The organism is Enterobacter sp. DVT3837 (assembly GCF_056238685.1).
This window is the reverse complement of sequence record NZ_JBWDLA010000001.1, coordinates 1,567,430-1,584,515: the sequence shown is the minus strand read 5'-3', so window position 1 is coordinate 1,584,515 and position 17,086 is coordinate 1,567,430. Positions and strand designations below refer to the sequence as shown.

At 51.7% G+C, this 17,086-nt stretch carries 22 protein-coding genes; 8 read left to right on the top strand and 14 right to left on the bottom strand.

The window, feature by feature from the left end:
• Positions 1 to 297: 297 nt before the first annotated feature.
• From AC0XWG_RS07755 to AC0XWG_RS07710, 10 genes are all read right to left on the bottom strand, one after another.
• Positions 298 to 936: a hypothetical protein gene (locus AC0XWG_RS07755; protein WP_064106679.1), complete on the bottom strand. Its 639-nt coding sequence runs from the start codon at positions 934 to 936 to the stop codon at positions 298 to 300.
• Between the two features lie 3 nt (positions 937 to 939).
• Positions 940 to 1,938, bottom strand: a complete 999-nt coding sequence (locus AC0XWG_RS07750; protein ID WP_052929074.1) for an ImmA/IrrE family metallo-endopeptidase — start codon at positions 1,936 to 1,938, stop codon at positions 940 to 942.
• 158 nt (positions 1,939 to 2,096) lie between these two features.
• Entirely contained in the window at positions 2,097 to 4,451 is a 2,355-nt protein-coding gene (locus AC0XWG_RS07745) for a replication endonuclease (protein WP_096148089.1), read from the bottom strand.
• The gene (locus AC0XWG_RS07740; RefSeq protein ID WP_016246746.1) at positions 4,448 to 4,627 is read right to left on the bottom strand and encodes a hypothetical protein; all 180 of its coding nucleotides are present in this window, start codon (positions 4,625 to 4,627) and stop codon (positions 4,448 to 4,450) included. The genes AC0XWG_RS07745 and AC0XWG_RS07740 overlap by 4 nt, the downstream gene beginning before the upstream one ends.
• Complete coding sequence (locus AC0XWG_RS07735) at positions 4,627 to 5,598, bottom strand: DNA adenine methylase (RefSeq protein ID WP_060707433.1); 972 nt, start codon at positions 5,596 to 5,598, stop codon at positions 4,627 to 4,629. Before AC0XWG_RS07735 ends, AC0XWG_RS07740 begins: the two co-directional genes overlap by 1 nt.
• Positions 5,599 to 5,606: 8 nt before the next feature.
• Entirely contained in the window at positions 5,607 to 5,855 is a 249-nt protein-coding gene (locus AC0XWG_RS07730; protein WP_060707431.1) for a DUF7446 family protein, read from the bottom strand.
• Positions 5,856 to 5,870: 15 nt separating this feature from the next.
• Entirely contained in the window at positions 5,871 to 6,083 is a 213-nt protein-coding gene (locus AC0XWG_RS07725) for a PH domain-containing protein (protein ID WP_060707430.1), read from the bottom strand.
• 87 nt (positions 6,084 to 6,170) lie between these two features.
• Positions 6,171 to 6,401, bottom strand: coding sequence for a phage filamentation protein Fil family protein (locus AC0XWG_RS07720; RefSeq protein ID WP_016246743.1), 231 nt, complete (start codon positions 6,399 to 6,401; stop codon positions 6,171 to 6,173).
• Positions 6,391 to 6,594: a DUF4761 family protein gene (locus tag AC0XWG_RS07715; RefSeq protein ID WP_032654192.1), complete on the bottom strand. Its 204-nt coding sequence runs from the start codon at positions 6,592 to 6,594 to the stop codon at positions 6,391 to 6,393. The genes AC0XWG_RS07720 and AC0XWG_RS07715 overlap by 11 nt, the downstream gene beginning before the upstream one ends.
• A 1-nt stretch (position 6,595) precedes the next feature.
• Positions 6,596 to 6,838, bottom strand: a complete 243-nt coding sequence (locus AC0XWG_RS07710) for a hypothetical protein (RefSeq protein WP_032654195.1) — start codon at positions 6,836 to 6,838, stop codon at positions 6,596 to 6,598.
• A 217-nt stretch (positions 6,839 to 7,055) separates the two neighbouring features.
• On the opposite strand from AC0XWG_RS07710, the gene AC0XWG_RS07705 reads away from it, so the two are divergent.
• Positions 7,056 to 7,753 (top strand): IS1 family transposase gene (locus AC0XWG_RS07705; protein ID WP_223216367.1). Its coding sequence is split into 2 segments (ribosomal slippage): positions 7,056 to 7,305 and positions 7,305 to 7,753, totalling 699 coding nucleotides; the frame shifts between segments, so codons are not numbered across the junction.
• An 82-nt stretch (positions 7,754 to 7,835) separates the two neighbouring features.
• Here AC0XWG_RS07705 and AC0XWG_RS07700 read toward each other — a convergent pair.
• On the bottom strand, positions 7,836 to 8,117 hold the full coding sequence (locus AC0XWG_RS07700; protein ID WP_021312625.1) for a Cox family DNA-binding protein: 282 nt from the start codon (positions 8,115 to 8,117) through the stop codon (positions 7,836 to 7,838).
• Positions 8,118 to 8,217: 100 nt separating this feature from the next.
• Between AC0XWG_RS07700 and AC0XWG_RS07695 the strand changes: the two genes are divergently transcribed.
• Both AC0XWG_RS07695 and AC0XWG_RS07690 read left to right on the top strand, forming a co-directional pair.
• Positions 8,218 to 8,538 carry a helix-turn-helix domain-containing protein gene (locus tag AC0XWG_RS07695; RefSeq protein WP_000229411.1) on the top strand — a complete coding sequence of 107 codons (321 nt, stop codon included), beginning with the start codon at positions 8,218 to 8,220 and terminating at the stop codon, positions 8,536 to 8,538.
• A gap of 69 nt (positions 8,539 to 8,607) precedes the next feature.
• A complete protein-coding gene (locus tag AC0XWG_RS07690; protein WP_023276977.1) occupies positions 8,608 to 9,588 on the top strand; it encodes a phage integrase in 981 nt (326 codons plus the stop codon).
• Between the two features lie 254 nt (positions 9,589 to 9,842).
• Here AC0XWG_RS07690 and AC0XWG_RS07685 read toward each other — a convergent pair whose 3' ends face one another.
• The 3 genes from AC0XWG_RS07685 to AC0XWG_RS07675 form a co-directional block, all read right to left on the bottom strand.
• Complete coding sequence (locus tag AC0XWG_RS07685) at positions 9,843 to 10,238, bottom strand: hypothetical protein (RefSeq protein WP_038253280.1); 396 nt, start codon at positions 10,236 to 10,238, stop codon at positions 9,843 to 9,845.
• A gap of 90 nt (positions 10,239 to 10,328) precedes the next feature.
• Positions 10,329 to 10,577, bottom strand: a complete 249-nt coding sequence (locus AC0XWG_RS07680; RefSeq protein ID WP_063452938.1) for an Ogr/Delta-like zinc finger protein — start codon at positions 10,575 to 10,577, stop codon at positions 10,329 to 10,331.
• Between the two features lie 45 nt (positions 10,578 to 10,622).
• Positions 10,623 to 11,777: a phage late control D family protein gene (locus tag AC0XWG_RS07675; RefSeq protein ID WP_038253283.1), complete on the bottom strand. Its 1,155-nt coding sequence runs from the start codon at positions 11,775 to 11,777 to the stop codon at positions 10,623 to 10,625.
• A 151-nt stretch (positions 11,778 to 11,928) separates the two neighbouring features.
• Here AC0XWG_RS07675 and AC0XWG_RS07670 point away from each other — a divergent pair, with 151 nt between their 5' ends.
• Genes AC0XWG_RS07670 through AC0XWG_RS07650 form a run of 5 tightly spaced genes read left to right on the top strand, consistent with a single transcriptional unit; the run spans position 11,929 to position 17,082 of the window.
• Positions 11,929 to 13,110, top strand: a complete 1,182-nt coding sequence (locus AC0XWG_RS07670; RefSeq protein ID WP_023307193.1) for a phage tail sheath subtilisin-like domain-containing protein — start codon at positions 11,929 to 11,931, stop codon at positions 13,108 to 13,110.
• A complete protein-coding gene (locus AC0XWG_RS07665; RefSeq protein ID WP_010835090.1) occupies positions 13,111 to 13,626 on the top strand; it encodes a phage major tail tube protein in 516 nt (171 codons plus the stop codon).
• Positions 13,627 to 13,680: 54 nt separating this feature from the next.
• Positions 13,681 to 13,980, top strand: a complete 300-nt coding sequence (locus tag AC0XWG_RS07660; RefSeq protein WP_268047041.1) for a phage tail assembly protein — start codon at positions 13,681 to 13,683, stop codon at positions 13,978 to 13,980.
• Positions 13,981 to 14,009: 29 nt separating this feature from the next.
• Complete coding sequence (locus AC0XWG_RS07655) at positions 14,010 to 14,153, top strand: GpE family phage tail protein (RefSeq protein ID WP_039268621.1); 144 nt, start codon at positions 14,010 to 14,012, stop codon at positions 14,151 to 14,153.
• Complete coding sequence (locus AC0XWG_RS07650; RefSeq protein WP_475680513.1) at positions 14,143 to 17,082, top strand: phage tail tape measure protein; 2,940 nt, start codon at positions 14,143 to 14,145, stop codon at positions 17,080 to 17,082. The genes AC0XWG_RS07655 and AC0XWG_RS07650 overlap by 11 nt, the downstream gene beginning before the upstream one ends.
• Positions 17,083 to 17,086 lie beyond the last annotated feature (4 nt).

The following is a 17,086-nucleotide window of genomic DNA, read 5'->3' as shown; positions in this document are numbered from 1 at the left end:
TTTTCTTTTGCCTAAAACCACCACGGCGAACCGAAAACGACGCAGCAGCGAGGCGCAGCGGCGCGAAAATCGGCGCAGATAATACCGACCCTATCCCACCCCTCAGCGCGCGCTCATTCCCCCGCCTCGCCCGCACGCAGAAACCCCGCTTTTTTGTGCAAATGTGCAGACCACCGGAAGGCCCGCCCCGTCTGGTCTGCACTGACAATACGAATGCCGAAATTTTTGTGCATTTACGTGCAATTTTTTGCATTGTTTTTTACGCAATAAAAAAGGGCTTTGTTAGCCCTTAATTTTTTATCTTCCCCACTCCCGATCAGGAAGTCGATCTTTGAAGGCAAGGTAATCGTAAAACTCACGAGTATGGGAAAAAATACATTCGCACATTGCAGCGCCTGCGTTTGAAAGAGCCAATTTCAACATGCCGTCAGGTTTAGGATTACTCACCAAATTTTCATAAACTTGAGCCCGATCTGTACCGTGGACACATAGCAAAAGTGACGACTCAAATGTAACAACGGCATCCAATAAGCGCTGATGCACTACGGCAAGGGCTGGTTGGTTTGCAACAATTGCATTCAAACAGCGGCGATCACCTGTCATGAAGATGGCTTCCGGGTTCTCTATGCACGATGCAAGCAATAGCTGTTCGCCTACATCAATTCCGGGCACACTCCCCAAAAGCTCAATAAGCTGTGAGTCCTGAACTTCCGGGATATCCTGCACAGATTCGATGAAGGCACCCACCTGCTCGTAAACAACCTGACTACCACACTTCCTGATTGCTTTATCAGGATTTTTTGGCAGAAGCTGAAAACGAGCAGCAGGGTTAATGAAGATCTGTTCGGGGGGTTGATTAAAAACCACTGGCAGTTGTGATAACAGATTGCACTGGGCCAGCTTCAAAATGACATCATTGTCAGAAAGAACAATCACTTATTATTCCCCGATTAGATTTTCTAAAACCTTAAGATCATCTTCGTGAATATTTTCTAAATCCATCCCGCTTTTCATCATGGCCCTCACAAAATCCTGATCTGAGTCTTCACCAGCGCAGAGTGATTTAACAGCGTTAACAGCAACGCCCCAGCAGTTCTGCGCGAAACCATAATTTAAAGCGATGTGAGTTGGGTCAATGTGATTATCACTTCCAAACTTTTGAGCCGCGCGAGCCAAGCCTGGCCCATTCAACCTGCCAGCGGTAGGAACAATACGTAAAGACTTCTGCCCCGAAATGACCTGGAAGGCGAACTCGTTGGCTTCTTTCTCTACGTTGTCCGTCGAAGCATTCTCAATTTTTGCATCAATATGGCACTGCCCGTTTTCTGCGTTCAGATGCCCTCTGGCGATATGGCCTAACTCATGCGCGAGATCAAACAGCATATAGCCGTATTTCTGAGGCTGAGTAAGAACAATCACCGGGCGCCCATGACTCATTAGCGCCAGCCCGGCCATTTTTTTGGCAGCTTGAGGGAAGCATTTTAGATAAACAACAGGAATGCCAATCGAATGACAGTATGTTACCAGGCTATCTAGCGACACCCATGATTCCTTAGTAAGAATCTGGGTTCGTATCGCCAAAGGATCCAGCACTGCACTGGCATCGTAAGGGACTTTAAAATTAGACGCGACAATACCGGCCGCAGTATAGGCAACAGCAGTAGCGATATCTAAATCGTTCTCGGCTACATTTTGGCGATGTTTATATTTATGGTTTCCACCAAAGTTAAAGCATACCCCTTCGCTACCATCTTTCAGGCTATCCGGGAGAATGCTAAACATACGCGCAAGGTGCAGGCACGCATACTGGCGCCCTGATGGGGTGTCAGCAAGCTTCTCATCCCACCAGTCAGGCAACAACCTGCGGATGTAAGAGAGATTAAACCCGGCCCGGCCGAATTTAGAATATATCTGACTCATCTGATTATGGTTCGTCATAAGAGCCTCCTAACTGCGTGTGTAAGCGAAATGCCATTTATTATTAGCTTAGTTATGACACAAAAGCGCGCACACTATAAGCAGAAAACGGCGAAAGTCATAACTATTTCGGTTGTGTGGAAAATGGGTAATTGCTTCTTAGAGCGTCTTATATCGGCTTAGTTCCGCGAAAATGCTGCTTTCATCCTGTTCACAAGATCGCTTGTTTTTTGCTTCGCCGCCATCACTTGCGACGGCAGCTTATCCAGCCCCGACGCGGCGCGGTTGCGCGATACCAGCCGCCCGTCCTGCACGGTCATAACAAGATCGCCGCACGCCACTGACGCACCGGCCATCATCGATCTGACCATTCCGGCGCTGGCATCAATCCCACGTAGCGCCAGCAGTTCACTAATCTGCTGCTCTTTCACGGATAGCCCGGCCCCGTCTTCCCGTTCCGGTGGCCGCGTTTTCCGCTTGGCGCGTACATCGTCACTTAACCGCTGCGCCAGTTCCCGCTTTTCTTGCCGTGAAAGAGCATCAAAATTCACCGTCTCTCCCACTTCGTGATCGGCATGTTCAAGACCGTCTGCACCTGTCGCGGGATCCCGCGTACAGTTATTGACAGAACTCCGAGGGGCGGCGTTGCCGCCTGAAAAACCAACGTCAACGGCCACACCGTCAGCGCTCTGGCGCTTCGGCACGATTTTGTATTGAGTGGTGCGGGTGAAGATCAAAGAGTCATTGCCCGTAATCGGGCAGTAAATACCAGTGATTCGCTGGACGTTATCGCCGTAGGCGTTGCCGTTTTCAGTGGTTTCATAATTCAGACGGATGCGCAGCTTATCGCGCTCAACCAACGGGCCACCCTGGGCTAATACGTAGTTATCCCATTCGCCACCGTTAGCGGCCTGCCGGGCGGTTTCCAGTTCAGGGTGTAACACCAGTTCGCGATCGCCCAAGCGGCGAAGTTCGCGATATACCGTGACCGGCGCACCGCCGATCTGCTGAAACTGACGAATAGCCCAGCGCGATGCCCACGCGCTAACGCGGAGTGACATTTCTTTCAGGTCTTCCCCGGTTTCGTCGTCCTTCTCACCATCCAGCGCGAAGCCGTCGATATTCTTCGAAATGTATTTCGCTATGTAGCCAGTTGCGCTGCCGTGGGCATCGTCGATCGGCACGACCTGAAAGCGGTTTTCCTGCGCTCCCGGTTCGTTGCCGTCTTCTTTCAGGGCATATTTACGGAAGATTTCGCGCGCCTGCTCGACGCATTCCGGGCGCATAAAAAGAAGCAAATGCCAGTGTGGCGTTGCATCGTGGTGCGGTTCGACCACGCGGAAACCAAAGACGCGGATCCCTTTTCTCTTCCATGCGGCGCGGGTTCTCGCCCAGACTTTGCAAAGATATTGCTGTGTCTCACGCGGCGACGCGCCACAGTATTTGTTATTACGGCGCCCGTTATGCTGCATAGCGTGATAGCGGGAAGGCGCTGTCAGCGTGTAGAAGTCACCGGCCAGCCCTTCCAGCTTCGCCAGATCTTCAAATCCGCGCATTCTCGTCATGAGTTCGCGGCGACGGTTGGCCGGATTGGCAACACTGCCGGCGACTTTATCGATCAGCGAAATGCGCTCGCCCGTGTCCTGGTCTTCCAGTTCCATAGCCTTGAGGTATTCACGGTTAGCTTTTTTCTGGGCCAGCCATTCCGTAAGGCACGGGGCGCTACTGTATGGGGAGGATTTTTTCTGGACGTATCCCGCTGCGATCATCAAATGCTCACGCCACCGGGCATGGATACGGCGCAGGCGGTTTAACCACCACTGCGGTGACTCAAGACGGAGAACTGCGCGTAACGCGTCCTCCGCTTCAAGTTCTTCATTGCAATAAGCTGTCCAACCGGGGATCGGCGTTTTCAGATGCACTGCCAGCGATGCAATACGGCCATAGCCAGAAAGCGCCGCGAACTCAGGATCGCCGGTGCGCACCAACTGGTGATCGGACTCGCGTATAAACTCGCTCGTAAAGATATCGGCAAGCGTATAAGCCAGTCTTTTTAACTCTTTTTTCCCTGCCCAGAGCATACGGAAAAGCTGATCGCGAATTGGCAGCAGAATGCCTGGCATCACAGTATCAGGCTGGTAAACACTGTTCACGCTATCAATACGCGTTAATACGTGGCGCTCAAAGGTGTTAAGCAGCCAGTGATCTGCCGCTTTGCGGTCTTTCACATCCAGCGCATCAAGCTTCGCTGCAAAGTGGCGGCGGACATATTGCGGAAGAGAAGCCAGACGGCGACGCAGCAGCTTACTGCGTTCCGGCTTTTCGTCCTCCGCTACCAGTTCACTGAACGCAATATGCTTACGCGTGCCGTCCGGCGTGAGATAGTCGAAACCATCCAGCCCCGGCGCTACATCAACGCCAATCGGCTGGTATGGTTTGTTCCCGCCATAAGCGTAAGGGATAGCATTGTCAGTGCTGCCCGGATACGGTGGAGGTGGAGAAGGGGCGCGACGGCCACGGGTTGCCGTGGTCATATTTGAACTACATCCCCTACTTTAACGGCTTTGGCTTCCTCTTCTGATTTCTTCAGAATTGTGGTTATTGACTCCCTTCCATAAGCTGTTACTTTCGCCTCAACCAACCAATACGGCACAATCTCGCCACGACTCACGCTTATGATTTCAACGATCCAGGCGTCTACAAGATTCATTAAAACGCCTCCAGATCGTCAAACGTGCCTGCCGCAACCATCGCGTTGTAAGTCGCATCACCCATCACGGCGCCACAATCAGGGCAACCGCCGCCGTAACGCCCGCAGCAGTCGCAGACAGGCAGCACGCCGATCACTTCTTTGGCCTTCTGGCGGTTGTCTTTGTCAGTGCTGACGGAACGTTGCACGCTGATTTCGTGCATCTTGAAAGGCTGATAAATCGCGCGGGTGGCTTCGGTGTCGCTGTTGGAAATGACAACCTTCACGCCATGCTTACGGTTAACTTCCAGCAGTGCCTGGACTAACTGGCGGTGGTTGTCTTCCGTGAATGGTTCGGTGTGGTATTGGGTAAAATCGGCTGTTTTGCTTTCAGGCAGGTAAGGCGGATCGCAGTAAACGAGAACATCGCCACCCGTGACGACCTGTAGAGAACGCTGGAACGGCGCGCAAAGAAATATTGCCTTTGTATCGTTGGCCTTTTCGGCAAACAGGCGGATTTCATTTTCAGGAAAGTAGACGCTCTTATACTTGCCAAACGGCACGTTAAAGCCGGTCTTACGGCTGTAACGGCATAAGCCGTTATAACCGTGGCGGTTCAGATACAGGAATTGAGCAGCACGCATGATGCGCGCCATTTCGACGCCATAACGCAACCCACCGCTTTTTACCGTACATACCTGCTTATTGAACGCGGCGCGGACTTCGTTGTACCCCTGCGGGCTGTTCTTGCTGTTGAACAGTTCGCGGGCCGCATCGATCACTAAGTCCGGGTAACGGGTGACTTCCCGATAAAGGTTAATAAGATCCGGGTTGATATCAGCCAGCACATAGCGGCGGTACTCAGTCGCCAGAAATACCGATGCGCCGCCTACGAACGGTTCGATCAGGCAGTCGGCTTTAGGAAGGTGCGGCAGCAGGTCAGGAAGGACACGGGTTTTACCCCCTGCCCATTTGATGAACGGGCGAATAATAGGGCTGCTCATGATGCGTGCCCCACTTTCTCAGCTTTCAAAACCATGCGGCTACCGTCCGACAGGTTCCAGCCGATTTCCCCTCCCTCAGACATAACCAACTGCCAAACTAATTGCGCAGCTTCGTTAGTCACATCACGACCAGGATCACTACCAACGCGAAGGCGGCGCCCTTCCCCATCATCGCGCATCTTTGCCAACTGGATTTTTTTAGTCAGCGGTGAAAAACCTAATTGAAGTTTCGCTACGTTACTCATATAAAAGACCTCTATTTATAAATAACCGTAAGGAGAAGAAGGAATGGAAGGGCGCTGCAATTCTTCAATGCAGTGCTGGCGCAGGTTGCTGATAAAATTAGTGGTTACTGATCCAGTGGCAGAAAGGGTTAACTCACCATCACGGCGGGTTTTAATGGTTAAGCCTTCATTTTCGATAGCAGGTAAAAGAACATGCAAAATGAAGCTATATTGATCACGTCTGGTCATAATCTCTTCCTCAAAAAAAGAATGAGTTGAACCGCCGCCACTTAATAAAAAGGCGGAGAAAACATAGTTGATTTTTTTAAAACCGAATTACTTAATTAGCTTTTTAAATAATTCAGCCAGTGTAAGCAGGAAGCCTTTATTTATTCTTTGGGTATAAATAAACGGTTTATTTTTACCTTTGATAAATTGAACCTTCGCCGGTTCGGGTTTAAAAAATCTTCCGTCCGGCGTTTCCAGCCAGCCGCGTGAGTTCTTGAAGTGCGTGACCTGGCACCCGTGCTTAAGCAGGCTTGCCAGTGATGGGCCTTCATCGTGCATTACTGCCCCCTTGCTTATACATCTGATCAACCGTGCGCATGGCTTCCGCTAAAGCAAAGTCACGCCCGTAATAATCGCCATTGCTGGAAATACGATAAGAGTGCTTAAACGTAAATGGATTACGCGGGCACTTTTGAATCGTGAAGCCACGATATAAATAAGAGTGGCGGCTTAATTGCACTAACTGGCTCATATCATCTTCCTGTGATAGCCACTTTAAGATCAGCAATTAAACGGTTTAATTGCTCGCGCCCTTCTTCGTTCAGTGCTTCAATGCCGTAATCGTAAGCAGCAAGAATAGATATTTCCTGCTCACGCGAATCAATGGCAACCGTTACTTTAGTGCCCGGCTTTATATATGTCGGCACATCATAGGTATTGTTATCAGAAAAAGGGTTGATAACTGCCGTGTAGCTTTTATTCAGTGGATTGAACATATCGCCCTCACATTCCCAGCTTAAGCAATTCACCATCAACATGGCGGGCCACGTCTTTGGTTATTTCCTTAATCAGCTTTTTATCCCTGATCATGAACTCGCCGCTATTGGTGCGAATCATGAAGCCCGTTTGCATATCTTTTAAATGGGTGTCCAGAATGTGGTAATGGTGCCAACTTACTGATTTAGTGTACGATGGTGTTTTTGAGGTGCTCCCGTGGCTTCCATCTCCATCAGTTGTCCCTCCTGCTCAGCTACTGAAGGCGTGGTGCGTAACGGTAAAAGTACTGCCGGACATCAGCGCTATCTCTGCTCTCACTGCCGTAAAACATGGCAACTGCAGTTCACTTACACCGCTTCTCAACCCGGTACGCACCAGAAAATCATTGATATGGCCATGAATGGTGTTGGATGCCGGGCAACCGCCCGCATTATGGGCGTTGGCCTCAACACGATTTTACGTCACTTAAAAAACTCAGGCCGCAGTCGGTAACCTCGCGCATACAGCCGGGCAGTGACGTCATCGTCTGCGCGGAAATGGACGAACAGTGGGGCTACGTCGGTGCTAAATCACGTCAGCGCTGGCTGTTTTACGCGTATGACAGGATACGGAGGACGGTTGTGGCGCACGTCTTCGGTGAACGCACTCTGGCCACACTGGAGCGTCTTCTGAGCCTGCTGTCGGCCTTTGAGGTCGTGGTATGGATGACGGATGGCTGGCCGCTGTATGAATCCCGCCTGAAGGGAAAGCTGCACGTAATCAGCAAGCGTTACACTCAGCGAATTGAGCGGCATAACCTGAATCTGAGACAACATCTGGCAAGGCTGGGACGGAAGTCACTGTCGTTCTCAAAATCGGTGGAGCTGCATGACAAGGTCATCGGGCATTATCTGAACATAAAACACTATCAGTAAGTTGGAGTCATTACCCAGAATGTCGTTACATTCACGCACCCGGTTTTCGTGGTTGGCTGTTTTCTGGCTCATCGCGATAACCTCAAAGACCGATCCACAACAACCACGCGTCGCGCTGTTCTCTCGGACGGTTGTAATAGGCGTCACGCATTGCGCGGTTGAACTCAGGAATATAGATCCAGTTCTCAGCGCGGGCGCCCAGGCTTTCCGGGTTCTTCCACGGGATGATCGGCAACTTACCGTCTTCAATCATGCTCTTAACCGTGGCGGGCTTCTTACCGATTAACTCGGCAAATTTAGGGTATGGAACCGCGTCAACGGCGTGACGCACTTCAATGAACCCCTCTAACTCTTTCTCTGTCATGTGTCATAATCCCCATCGGCGCTAGGCGCTTATTTCGGCTTGTAACTGCTTATATTGGCGGTTGCTCATGGTAGAGATTACCACCCTTAAGGAGAATGTTATGGTAGAGATCCCTACCCCGTCAAGCGGCGTGGGTGAAAAAATCAGAGCTATCAGGGATGCGGAGGGGTTAACAAGGCAGCAATTCTTTGAATTAACTGGAATACCTGCTGGCACGCAGAAGTATTACGAGACAGGAAGAGTGGAGAGTATTGGTAGCGATATCTTGCTTAAGATCACTCAGCATTCACGTTTCGCAAAATACACGCTCTGGCTTATGACTGATAAGACCGCCCCTCAAGCTGGTCAAATCGCACCGGCCCTCGCACACATTGGGCCAGAGTCAACTGGATCAGACCGCTCCGAGAAACAAACTGGTTAACTGTTTATAAACATTACATTTTCACTATCTGTTATCAGGATGGGGAAAAAAACGCCGGAGGGCTTTCTTATGTCGATTAAGAAGCTCGAAGGTGGTCAATATGAAGTGGACGTATGGCCGCGCGGACGTAACGGAAAACGTATCCGCAGGCGATTTGAGAAGAAACAAGAGGCAGTTCTTTTTGAGCGTTATGTATTAGCCAACGCCGACAAAAAAGAATGGCTGGGCGCGAGCGTTGACCGCCGCACCTTAAGCGAGTTGTTAGATACCTGGTGGCTGCTATATGGACAGACTCAGGAAAATGGCGAGATTGAAAAGCGGCACCTGAATAAAACAATCAGGGCGCTTGGTGATCCAGCCGTTAACCGACTGAACAAGCGAATGATTGCACAGCACCGAAGCCAACGGCTGGAAGACGGTATCAGCGCAGCAACGATCAACCGGGATATTTACCGTTTGTCCGGGATGTTCAGCACGTTGATAAAGCTGGAAGAGTTCAGAAAGGAAAACCCCTGTAAGGGTCTGGAACCACTGAAAGAAGCGCCGCCAGCTATGACTTATCTCGCCAAATCAGAGATCAGCAAATTGCTGGATACTCTGACCGGCGACGATCGACGTGTAGCACTGCTATGCCTCAGCACTGGCGCACGCTGGGGTGAAGGTAGCACGCTGCGAGGTGAGCAGGTTAATCACGGGCGTGTGACGTTCCTTAAGACCAAAAATGGGAAAAAGCGCACGGTGCCGATATCGGAAGAACTGGAGAAAGAGATCAAGACCAGCGACACCGGGCCACTGTTCAAAGTTGACTATGAAAACTTCTGCGAACGGCTCAGGCTGGTTAAGCCTGACTTACCACGCGGGCAGGCCACGCATGTGCTTAGACATACGTTCGCAAGCTGGTTCATGATGAACGGGGGGAACATTATTGCGTTACAGCAAATTCTGGGGCACGCCAGCATACAACAGACGATGGTTTATGCTCACCTTGCACCTGATTACCTGCAACACGCAGTAACGTTAAACCCTCTTGGCGGCGGGCTGATGGTGTGACAATGTTGTCTACATCTTGTCTACACCCGTAGCGCTATATCCTTCTTGTAACTGCTTATGGCTGTTGCAATGAGGATTGATTTATAAGGGATTTTTTCTAAGTGCCTGATAAAAAAAACCCCCACATCATGTGGGGGAAGACAGGGATGGTGCGCCAAGCTTGCTGCCATCCAACTGATAAAAAAGGATTTTTATCAGACAGTGTCCACACTGTGACCATATCGACATTTAAATGCCACTGTAACAGTGGCCTTCTATTGTGCGGCCGACTCTTCTGGGCCGCACAATTTCTCGTAATCTTTTGGCGTCGTTCTATCTAAACCTGTGTAAATTTCTTTTCTTAAGATTGAGTAGGTTACACCCTTTGAGAATGCGCCCTTAGGAACCATGTTTATTTCGACCAGGAAGGGAGAAAAACCAGCGTAAGCCCCAAACCCATTTTTCGCATTCAGCTGCCCGCATACGATCCCCTTAACCTCACCATCTTTTGTTTCTTCTGTTTGCACAAAACGCATATATCGAAATTTTGCGCTATCTGGATCTCTTGTATCCGCGGCAACCTCTTTCTGCGCCAGTTCAATAGCCTTATCAACACTAGGCTTACACCCTACGAGCCCGATTAATGCCAGTAAAACCATGGTTTTTCTCATTTTCGTTCCCCACTTCCATTGGTAAGAGCGGTAATTATCATTTTCTGCTGATTGCTTCTCAAGCAAAACCCCGCAAATGCGGGGTTTTCTTCATACTGCGAGGCTGAGTTGACTGCTTCCATAATGCGAAGCGGGGAAGGCATCTGATGGGATGAAATCAGCCGGTAACTTTTCGCGGGGGGCGCGTTTGGTTACCAGTTTCTCAACGCTGTTGAGCGTAGTAAACGTAATACTGCATTCGAAATTCTGGCACTGGTGATAATGCCGGACTGTCATTTCACTAAGAGGGCGACTGGTGCGCGTACGAGCGACGGCACCACAAACAGGACACTTAAACATAATGGCCTCCCATGGCGGGAGTTGAACTCGCTCATATTATGGCCGCTATGATTCGGTTTCTGCAATCCATTCAGGTATTTTTGCTTCCAGCTCCAGACGTGTTTTAAACCCACCATCGTCAATAGTGTGGCTTGCCTTCGCTATTATCCAGTCCTGGCCGTCAATGACGTCTTTGAACTCTGTTACCGTTCCGTGCATCTCCGGATACAGATCCGCGCGCCCGTAAGCCAGGGTTAAAGAGAACTCAGCAGCTCCGCGCTGGAGTTGTTGCCATTTTGCAGCTGCTGCACGTTGTGCGGCCATCTCACTGCTGTACGTCGTACGGAGTACAAAAACGTTACCATCTTCACCGGCAATATAGTCCCCTTCCCGGCTGCTGCTGCGCGGCTTTTTGTCTGCGGTTTTCTTCCGCTTTTTAACAGTGACCTTTTTCTTTTTCCCGAATTCCATATCAAGCCAGTACGCCTGCACGCCAGTGTATGCGTCGCGATCTGCAATCCGGAAAGAATGGCGGTCTCCGCTGCTGCGCGTGATGGAAAACTCCGGCAACGCTCTGCCGTTTGCGCTGACACCGCCACCAGGCAGGATGAAGAGCAGGTAACCATTTTTCACAGTTGCAATAGCGCCCAGCATTTCCGCCATGCGCGTCAGAAACGACATATCGCTTTCCTGCGTCTGATCTGCATGATCGATCTCGGCGGACATCAGTTGCTCTGAGATAAGGGGTTTAAGTTTGTACCGGTGAGCTATAGCAGAGACGATGCGCTCTACTGTAACGTCATGCCACGACACCTCCCGCTTAACGTTAAATTCATCGCGGAAATCTGCACTTCTGGCCGTAATCTCGATACGGTCCGGCGGCCCTGAGTGCGCAATTTCATCCACGATGAAAATCCCTTTGTGTACCAGTTTTTCTCCCTGCCAGCCTATCGCTACCGATAATTCAGCGCCACGTGGCGGTAACTCAATATCTCCCTGGCTGTCATCAACAGTGATAGTCAGTTCATCAGCATTAAAGCCCCTGTTATCTGTTAATTCTAAGGAGAGTATTTTCTCATCCAGCATGATCAGCGCCTTGCCGCCAAGCATGACGTTAAACGCTGGCACACGTGACAGGTCGCCAGGATAATTTTTGAATTTCTCAGCACCTGCATTCAGCAGGCTTTTTGCGCTCTCTATTGCGTCAGTTGTCAGTGCCATCGCTTTCTCCTCCCGCAAATATTTCCATGCGCGCGCGATAGGACAAACAGCCTTTTGTTGTCGCCTTTCTGCTACATCCATCGCAACGTGTCTGCCGCCCGGAATTCAGCGAATATCACCATGAACTCACTAAACATGATGGCGGTAGAGTATGACCGACAACTTTTTCCACGGGGCGCGCACCAAAGAAAACACCGACCTCCAGACCGCGATCAATGACATTGATTCAACGGTCATTGGTCTGGTTGCGGTGGCCGATGACGCCGATCCCCTCACCTTTCCACTTGATACGCCAGTCCTGATCACTCGCGTGATTAGCGTGCTGGGTAAGGCGGGCAAAACAGGCTCACTTTATAAATCTCTCAAGGCTATTTCCGACCAGGTCAGCACACGTGTAATTGTTGTTCGTGTCGCCGAAGCAAAGGAAGGAGAAAATGCCAAAACTCAATCCCAGCTCATTATCGGTGGCACACAGGCTGACGGAAGCTATACCGGGATGTTTGCCCTGCTGACCGCAGAGCAGAAAACCGGTTATCGCCCTCGCATCCTCGGCATTCCGATGTACGACACGCAGGAAGTAACCGCACAGCTGCGCGTAATTGCGAAGCAGCTGCGTGCATTCTCTTACAGTTACTGCGATAGCTGCGAGACTATTGCCGAAGCGAAAACCTACCGCGAGCAGTTTGCCGAACGTGAAGGGATGATGATTTGGCCTAACTTCATCGCCTACAACCCGCAGACCGGCGTTAATGAAGAATTCCCGGCTGTTGCCTATGCGCTTGGCCTGCGGGCACTGATTGACAATGAGCAGGGCTGGCACAAGTCACTTTCTAACGTTGCGGTGAAAAACGTCCTGGGTATATCCAAAGACGTGTTCTGGGCGTTACAGGCGGAGGACTCCGACGCTAACGAGCTGAACGCCAACGAGATTACCACGCTGATCAAACGCGACGGCTTCCGGTTCTGGGGGAACCGCACCACCGACACCGAAGAGTATATTTTCGAGGTGTTTACCCGTACGGCCCAAATTCTGGCGGACAGCATTGCGGAAGCACAGTTCACCACCGTGGACAAACCGCTTACCCCGGCTAACGTCAAAGACGTCGTGAGTGGGATCAATGCCAAACTTCAGGCGCTGGTCACTGCTGGCAAACTGATTGGTGCTGCATGCTGGTTTGATATTGTCGATAACCCGACCACCGGTATTCGCCAGGGTAAAGCCGTTGTTCGCTACAACTACAGCCCCGTACCACCGCTGGAAAACTTGACGCTGATCCAGACGTTTACCGATCAGTATTACGAACCAGCCTTTGCATCGCTGGGAGGTGCATAAATGGCTATTCCGAAGAAACTCCGCCTGTTCACGATGTTTGTCGATGGTGACAATTACATCGGGAAAATCCCCAGCGTCACGCTCCCCAAAATTACCCGTAAAACGGAAGATTACCAGGGTGGCGGGATGCTTGGCTCCGCTGCTGTCGACCTCGGCCTTGATTCAGGTGCACTGGATGCATCAATGGTTGTTGGCGGCATGGTCGAAGAGCTGATCCTGAAATGGGGCGGGGACATTGACGAACTACGCACGCGCTTTGTCGGTGAGATCTACAGCGGTGGAACAAGTTCCCTGCTTGAGGTCGAGATGCGCGGACGTATTACCGAAGTTGACCAGGGCGAAGCCAAGCAGGGTGATGACACCAGCCATACTTATGCGCTCAAAAATACGTATTACAAGCTCTCCGTGGATGACAAGCCTTTGCTGGAAATCGACCTGCTGAACTTCATCTACAAGCGCAACGGCAAGAGTCTCTACCCGGACCGCATTGCGTCCGCCCTGGGTCTCGGCCAGTAATCATTTTTTAACCACCACCAATGGCGGCCAGCCTGGCCGCCCGGAGAAAATATAATGTCAGTAACTCTCAGCCAACCCATTAAACGCGGCGACCAGGAAATCAAATCCGTCGCAATCACCGACACAATCAAGCAGGCTGGCTCACTGCGCGGGCTGCGGCTGGTTGATGTTCTCAACTTCGACTATGACGCGGTATCAACTCTGCTGACACGCGTCACCGCGCCTCAGCTGACAACCACTGATATTTCCTCAATGGCGACCGGCGACTTTACGGCGCTGTGCGAAGAAATTACGCCTTTTTTGACGAAAGCGGCGCCTTCCGCACCGGGCGAGGCGGCGACGGCGAGCAAGTAAGAGAGGCAGTATTCAGTGATGTCGACGATCTGATCGCCGACATCGCTGTGATATTTCACTGGCCGCCCTCCGAAATGCACAGCATGGAGTTGCGCGAGCTGATGGCCTGGCGCGAACGGGCGGCCATCAGAAGCGGTAACCATGAGAAGGAGGATGACGACGATGGATCTTAGTATTCGCGTTGCGTTCAGTGCAATTGACAAGCTCACCCGCCCGGTCAGCGCCGCCAGTAAAGCCATTGGCGGCCTTTCCGACTCCCTCAAAAAAACACAGTCCTCCATCAAAGACCTGGAAAAAAGCGCAACGTCATTTGATAAGCTGCGCTCGCAAGCCAATGACACTGCGCAGAAGCTGAAACGCACCCAGCGGGCCTTTGACGGTCTCAACCAGAAACAACGCGAAGGCGGCCAGCTTACTGAAGCCCAGACGGCGCGACTTGAGTCACTTCGCACCAAACTTTCCCGGCTGACTGAAACCTACGGCAGGCAAACGACGCAGCTACGCACAGCTGCGCAGGCAGTGCGCCAGCATGGAGTTAACCTCACCACCGGCAGCGGCGCCATCCAAAGTGCCATCAGGCGTACGGAGCAATACAACCAGACGCTTGAGCGCGAACGTCGCCAGCTGGCCGCTACCCAAAAAGCCCAGGCCAGATACGACCGGGCCAAAGAGACTGCGGGCAAACTTCGCGGGGCAGGCATGGGGATGATGCTTGGCACTGCTGCTGCGGGCTATGCTGGCGGATCATTCCTGGCGCCTGCGATTGGTTTCGATGAGGAAATGTCACGCGTCCAGGCATTAACCCGCCTTAATAAAGACTCTTCTCAAATGGGAGATCTGCGCGCGCAGGCTAAAAAACTCGGTGCAGAAACCGCATTCACCTCACGCGATGCAGCCAGCGGGCAGGCGTTTCTTGCAATGGCTGGCTTTACCCCAGAAGCTATTCAGGCGGCATTGCCCGGCGTTCTGAATATGGCGCTGGCCGGCGGCATGGATCTTGGTGAAAGTGCCGACATCAGCTCCAACATTCTTTCGCAGTTCCGTCTCGATCCAAAGGAAATGGATCGGGTCAGTGATGTTTTGACCGCAGCATTTACCCGTACCAACACCGATTTAATGAACATCGGTGAGGCGATGAAGTATGCAGGAACCGGGATGGCCGGTCTTGGCGTTGATGTTGAACGCACAACCGCCATGATCGGTGTAATGGCGAACGTTGGCCTGCGCGGCAGTATTGCAGGTACGGGACTGCAAACCACCTTCTCGCGCCTGGCCGCGCCAACAGGTAAAGCTCAGGCAGCCCTGAAAGAATTGGGCGTTTCTGTTGCCGATGCCACCGGAAAAATGCGACCGGCCGAAGTGGTCCTGTCTGATATTTATAAATCTATCAAAAAGTACGGTGACACAGACCAGCTGTCATTCTTCAAAGACATAGCAGGTGAGGAAGCAGCAAAGTCATTTCAGGCGCTGGTTAGATCGGCTGGTAGCGGTGAGCTGCAAAAACTCCTTGCCGATTTGCGCGGCTCTCAGGGTGAAGCTCAGAAGGCAGCGAAGGTCATGGCTGACAACCTCAGCGGTGATCTGAAAAACCTGGACAGCGCATGGGAGGGTTTCCGCATTCAGGTTGAGGAGACTGCCGACGGCCCTCTGCGCTCTCTCGCTCAGGGGCTTAGCGATATGATCACCGCTGCCAGCACCTGGGTAAAAGAAAACCCCCGCCTGACACAAACAATCATTCTGGTTGTCGGTGGAGCACTCGCACTGGTTGCGGCAATTGGCGCTGCGTCACTGGCGATGGGTATTCTTATTGGCCCCCTCACCAAACTTCAGCTCGGTTTTTCACTGCTGACCGGTGGTCGCGGGCTACTCGGTACCATTGCAGCTTTTCGCACTCTCAGCACTGTCGCGGGCCCGGCTATGGCGAACGTCAGAGGATGGTCCGTCGTACTGTCAGGTATCGCCCCTAACCTGGGAAGAATTTCAGCTATTCTCCCTGCCGTTCGCTCTGGTCTGCTTACCGCATTCCTGTCTCCTAGCGTACTTTTGGGATCGCTGACTAAAAACATTGGCATGTTGCTGTTGCGCCTCACTGGCTTGCCAGCAATCTGGGGCATGATCACCGGTGCGGTATCTATTCTTGGTGGGGCTTTATCTTTCTTACTCAGTCCAATAGGCCTGATTGGCGCCGCATTTGTCGCTGCGGGATTGCTAATCTGGCGATACTGGGAACCCATTAAGGCGTTTTTCCTCGGTATGTTTACCGGAATCATGCAGGCGATTTCCCCTCTCAGGGATACCTTTGCCACCTTTTCTCCCATCTTTGACATGATCAGCAATGGGGTTAAATCCGTCTGGCAGTGGTTTACGAACCTCTTATCTCCAGTGCAGACCAGCAAGGAGACGCTTGATAAATGCACAAGCGCTGGTGAGATCTTCGGTAACGTGCTCGGCGGTGCAATAAATCTCGTCCTGACCCCAGCCAAGATGCTTCTTGATACCCTGGGCTGGATACTTGAAAAACTTGGTGTATTACCCGATGAAGCAAAGAGGGCGCGCAAGAAAATTGAAGATGCGCAACGCTCCGCCCTCCTTCAGGATAAAGTGGCTTTCCTTGCCGGTGATATGGCTAAAGTCGCCCCCAAAAAAGCAGAGTCGCCAGTTACTACCGGCGCACCACCTGCGGCCTCGCCGCTGTCAGGAAATACCGGTACGCAACGACGTCTGCAAAGCATCGCAGACAATACAAAAGCAACCGCTGACAACACCAAGAAAGTCGGGCCGGGTGACATTATTTTCAAAAACCTGCCGCGTGCTCTGGCTTTGCGTGGCGCATATCAGGAAGCGCGCGTTACACCGCAATCAGTACCGCGAGTGGCTACGCCCGCAGCTGGCGGCATTATTTCAGCGACAGCAGCCACACAGGCCCCGGTATCAGCTCCCGTTATCGCTCCGACCGGCGGCGCCCCAATTTTTAACATTACCTTTAATGATGTTGGTAAGCGCACGGATCAGGAGCTGGAAAGAATGATGCGCAATGTTGTGCGTGATGCAATGGCCAGCACCGGCAGAATTAACCGTGGTTCTTTCCGCGACAGAGATTAGGTGA

Bases quoted from the DNA above. Each gene is read 5' to 3' on its own strand.
- AC0XWG_RS07750 (WP_052929074.1), bottom strand. From the start codon at position 1,938: ATGACGAACCATAATCAGATGAGTCAGATATATTCTAAATTCGGCCGG.
- AC0XWG_RS07745 (WP_096148089.1), bottom strand. From the start codon at position 4,451: ATGACCACGGCAACCCGTGGCCGTCGCGCCCCTTCTCCACCTCCACCG.
- AC0XWG_RS07740 (WP_016246746.1), bottom strand. From the start codon at position 4,627: ATGAATCTTGTAGACGCCTGGATCGTTGAAATCATAAGCGTGAGTCGT.
- AC0XWG_RS07730 (WP_060707431.1), bottom strand. From the start codon at position 5,855: ATGAGTAACGTAGCGAAACTTCAATTAGGTTTTTCACCGCTGACTAAA.
- AC0XWG_RS07725 (WP_060707430.1), bottom strand. From the start codon at position 6,083: ATGACCAGACGTGATCAATATAGCTTCATTTTGCATGTTCTTTTACCT.
- AC0XWG_RS07720 (WP_016246743.1), bottom strand. From the start codon at position 6,401: ATGCACGATGAAGGCCCATCACTGGCAAGCCTGCTTAAGCACGGGTGC.
- AC0XWG_RS07715 (WP_032654192.1), bottom strand. From the start codon at position 6,594: ATGAGCCAGTTAGTGCAATTAAGCCGCCACTCTTATTTATATCGTGGC.
- AC0XWG_RS07710 (WP_032654195.1), bottom strand. From the start codon at position 6,838: ATGTTCAATCCACTGAATAAAAGCTACACGGCAGTTATCAACCCTTTT.
- AC0XWG_RS07700 (WP_021312625.1), bottom strand. From the start codon at position 8,117: ATGACAGAGAAAGAGTTAGAGGGGTTCATTGAAGTGCGTCACGCCGTT.
- AC0XWG_RS07695 (WP_000229411.1), top strand. From the start codon at position 8,218: ATGGTAGAGATCCCTACCCCGTCAAGCGGCGTGGGTGAAAAAATCAGA.
- AC0XWG_RS07690 (WP_023276977.1), top strand. From the start codon at position 8,608: ATGTCGATTAAGAAGCTCGAAGGTGGTCAATATGAAGTGGACGTATGG.
- AC0XWG_RS07685 (WP_038253280.1), bottom strand. From the start codon at position 10,238: ATGAGAAAAACCATGGTTTTACTGGCATTAATCGGGCTCGTAGGGTGT.
- AC0XWG_RS07680 (WP_063452938.1), bottom strand. From the start codon at position 10,577: ATGTTTAAGTGTCCTGTTTGTGGTGCCGTCGCTCGTACGCGCACCAGT.
- AC0XWG_RS07675 (WP_038253283.1), bottom strand. From the start codon at position 11,777: ATGGCACTGACAACTGACGCAATAGAGAGCGCAAAAAGCCTGCTGAAT.
- AC0XWG_RS07670 (WP_023307193.1), top strand. From the start codon at position 11,929: ATGACCGACAACTTTTTCCACGGGGCGCGCACCAAAGAAAACACCGAC.
- AC0XWG_RS07665 (WP_010835090.1), top strand. From the start codon at position 13,111: ATGGCTATTCCGAAGAAACTCCGCCTGTTCACGATGTTTGTCGATGGT.
- AC0XWG_RS07660 (WP_268047041.1), top strand. From the start codon at position 13,681: ATGTCAGTAACTCTCAGCCAACCCATTAAACGCGGCGACCAGGAAATC.
- AC0XWG_RS07650 (WP_475680513.1), top strand. From the start codon at position 14,143: ATGGATCTTAGTATTCGCGTTGCGTTCAGTGCAATTGACAAGCTCACC.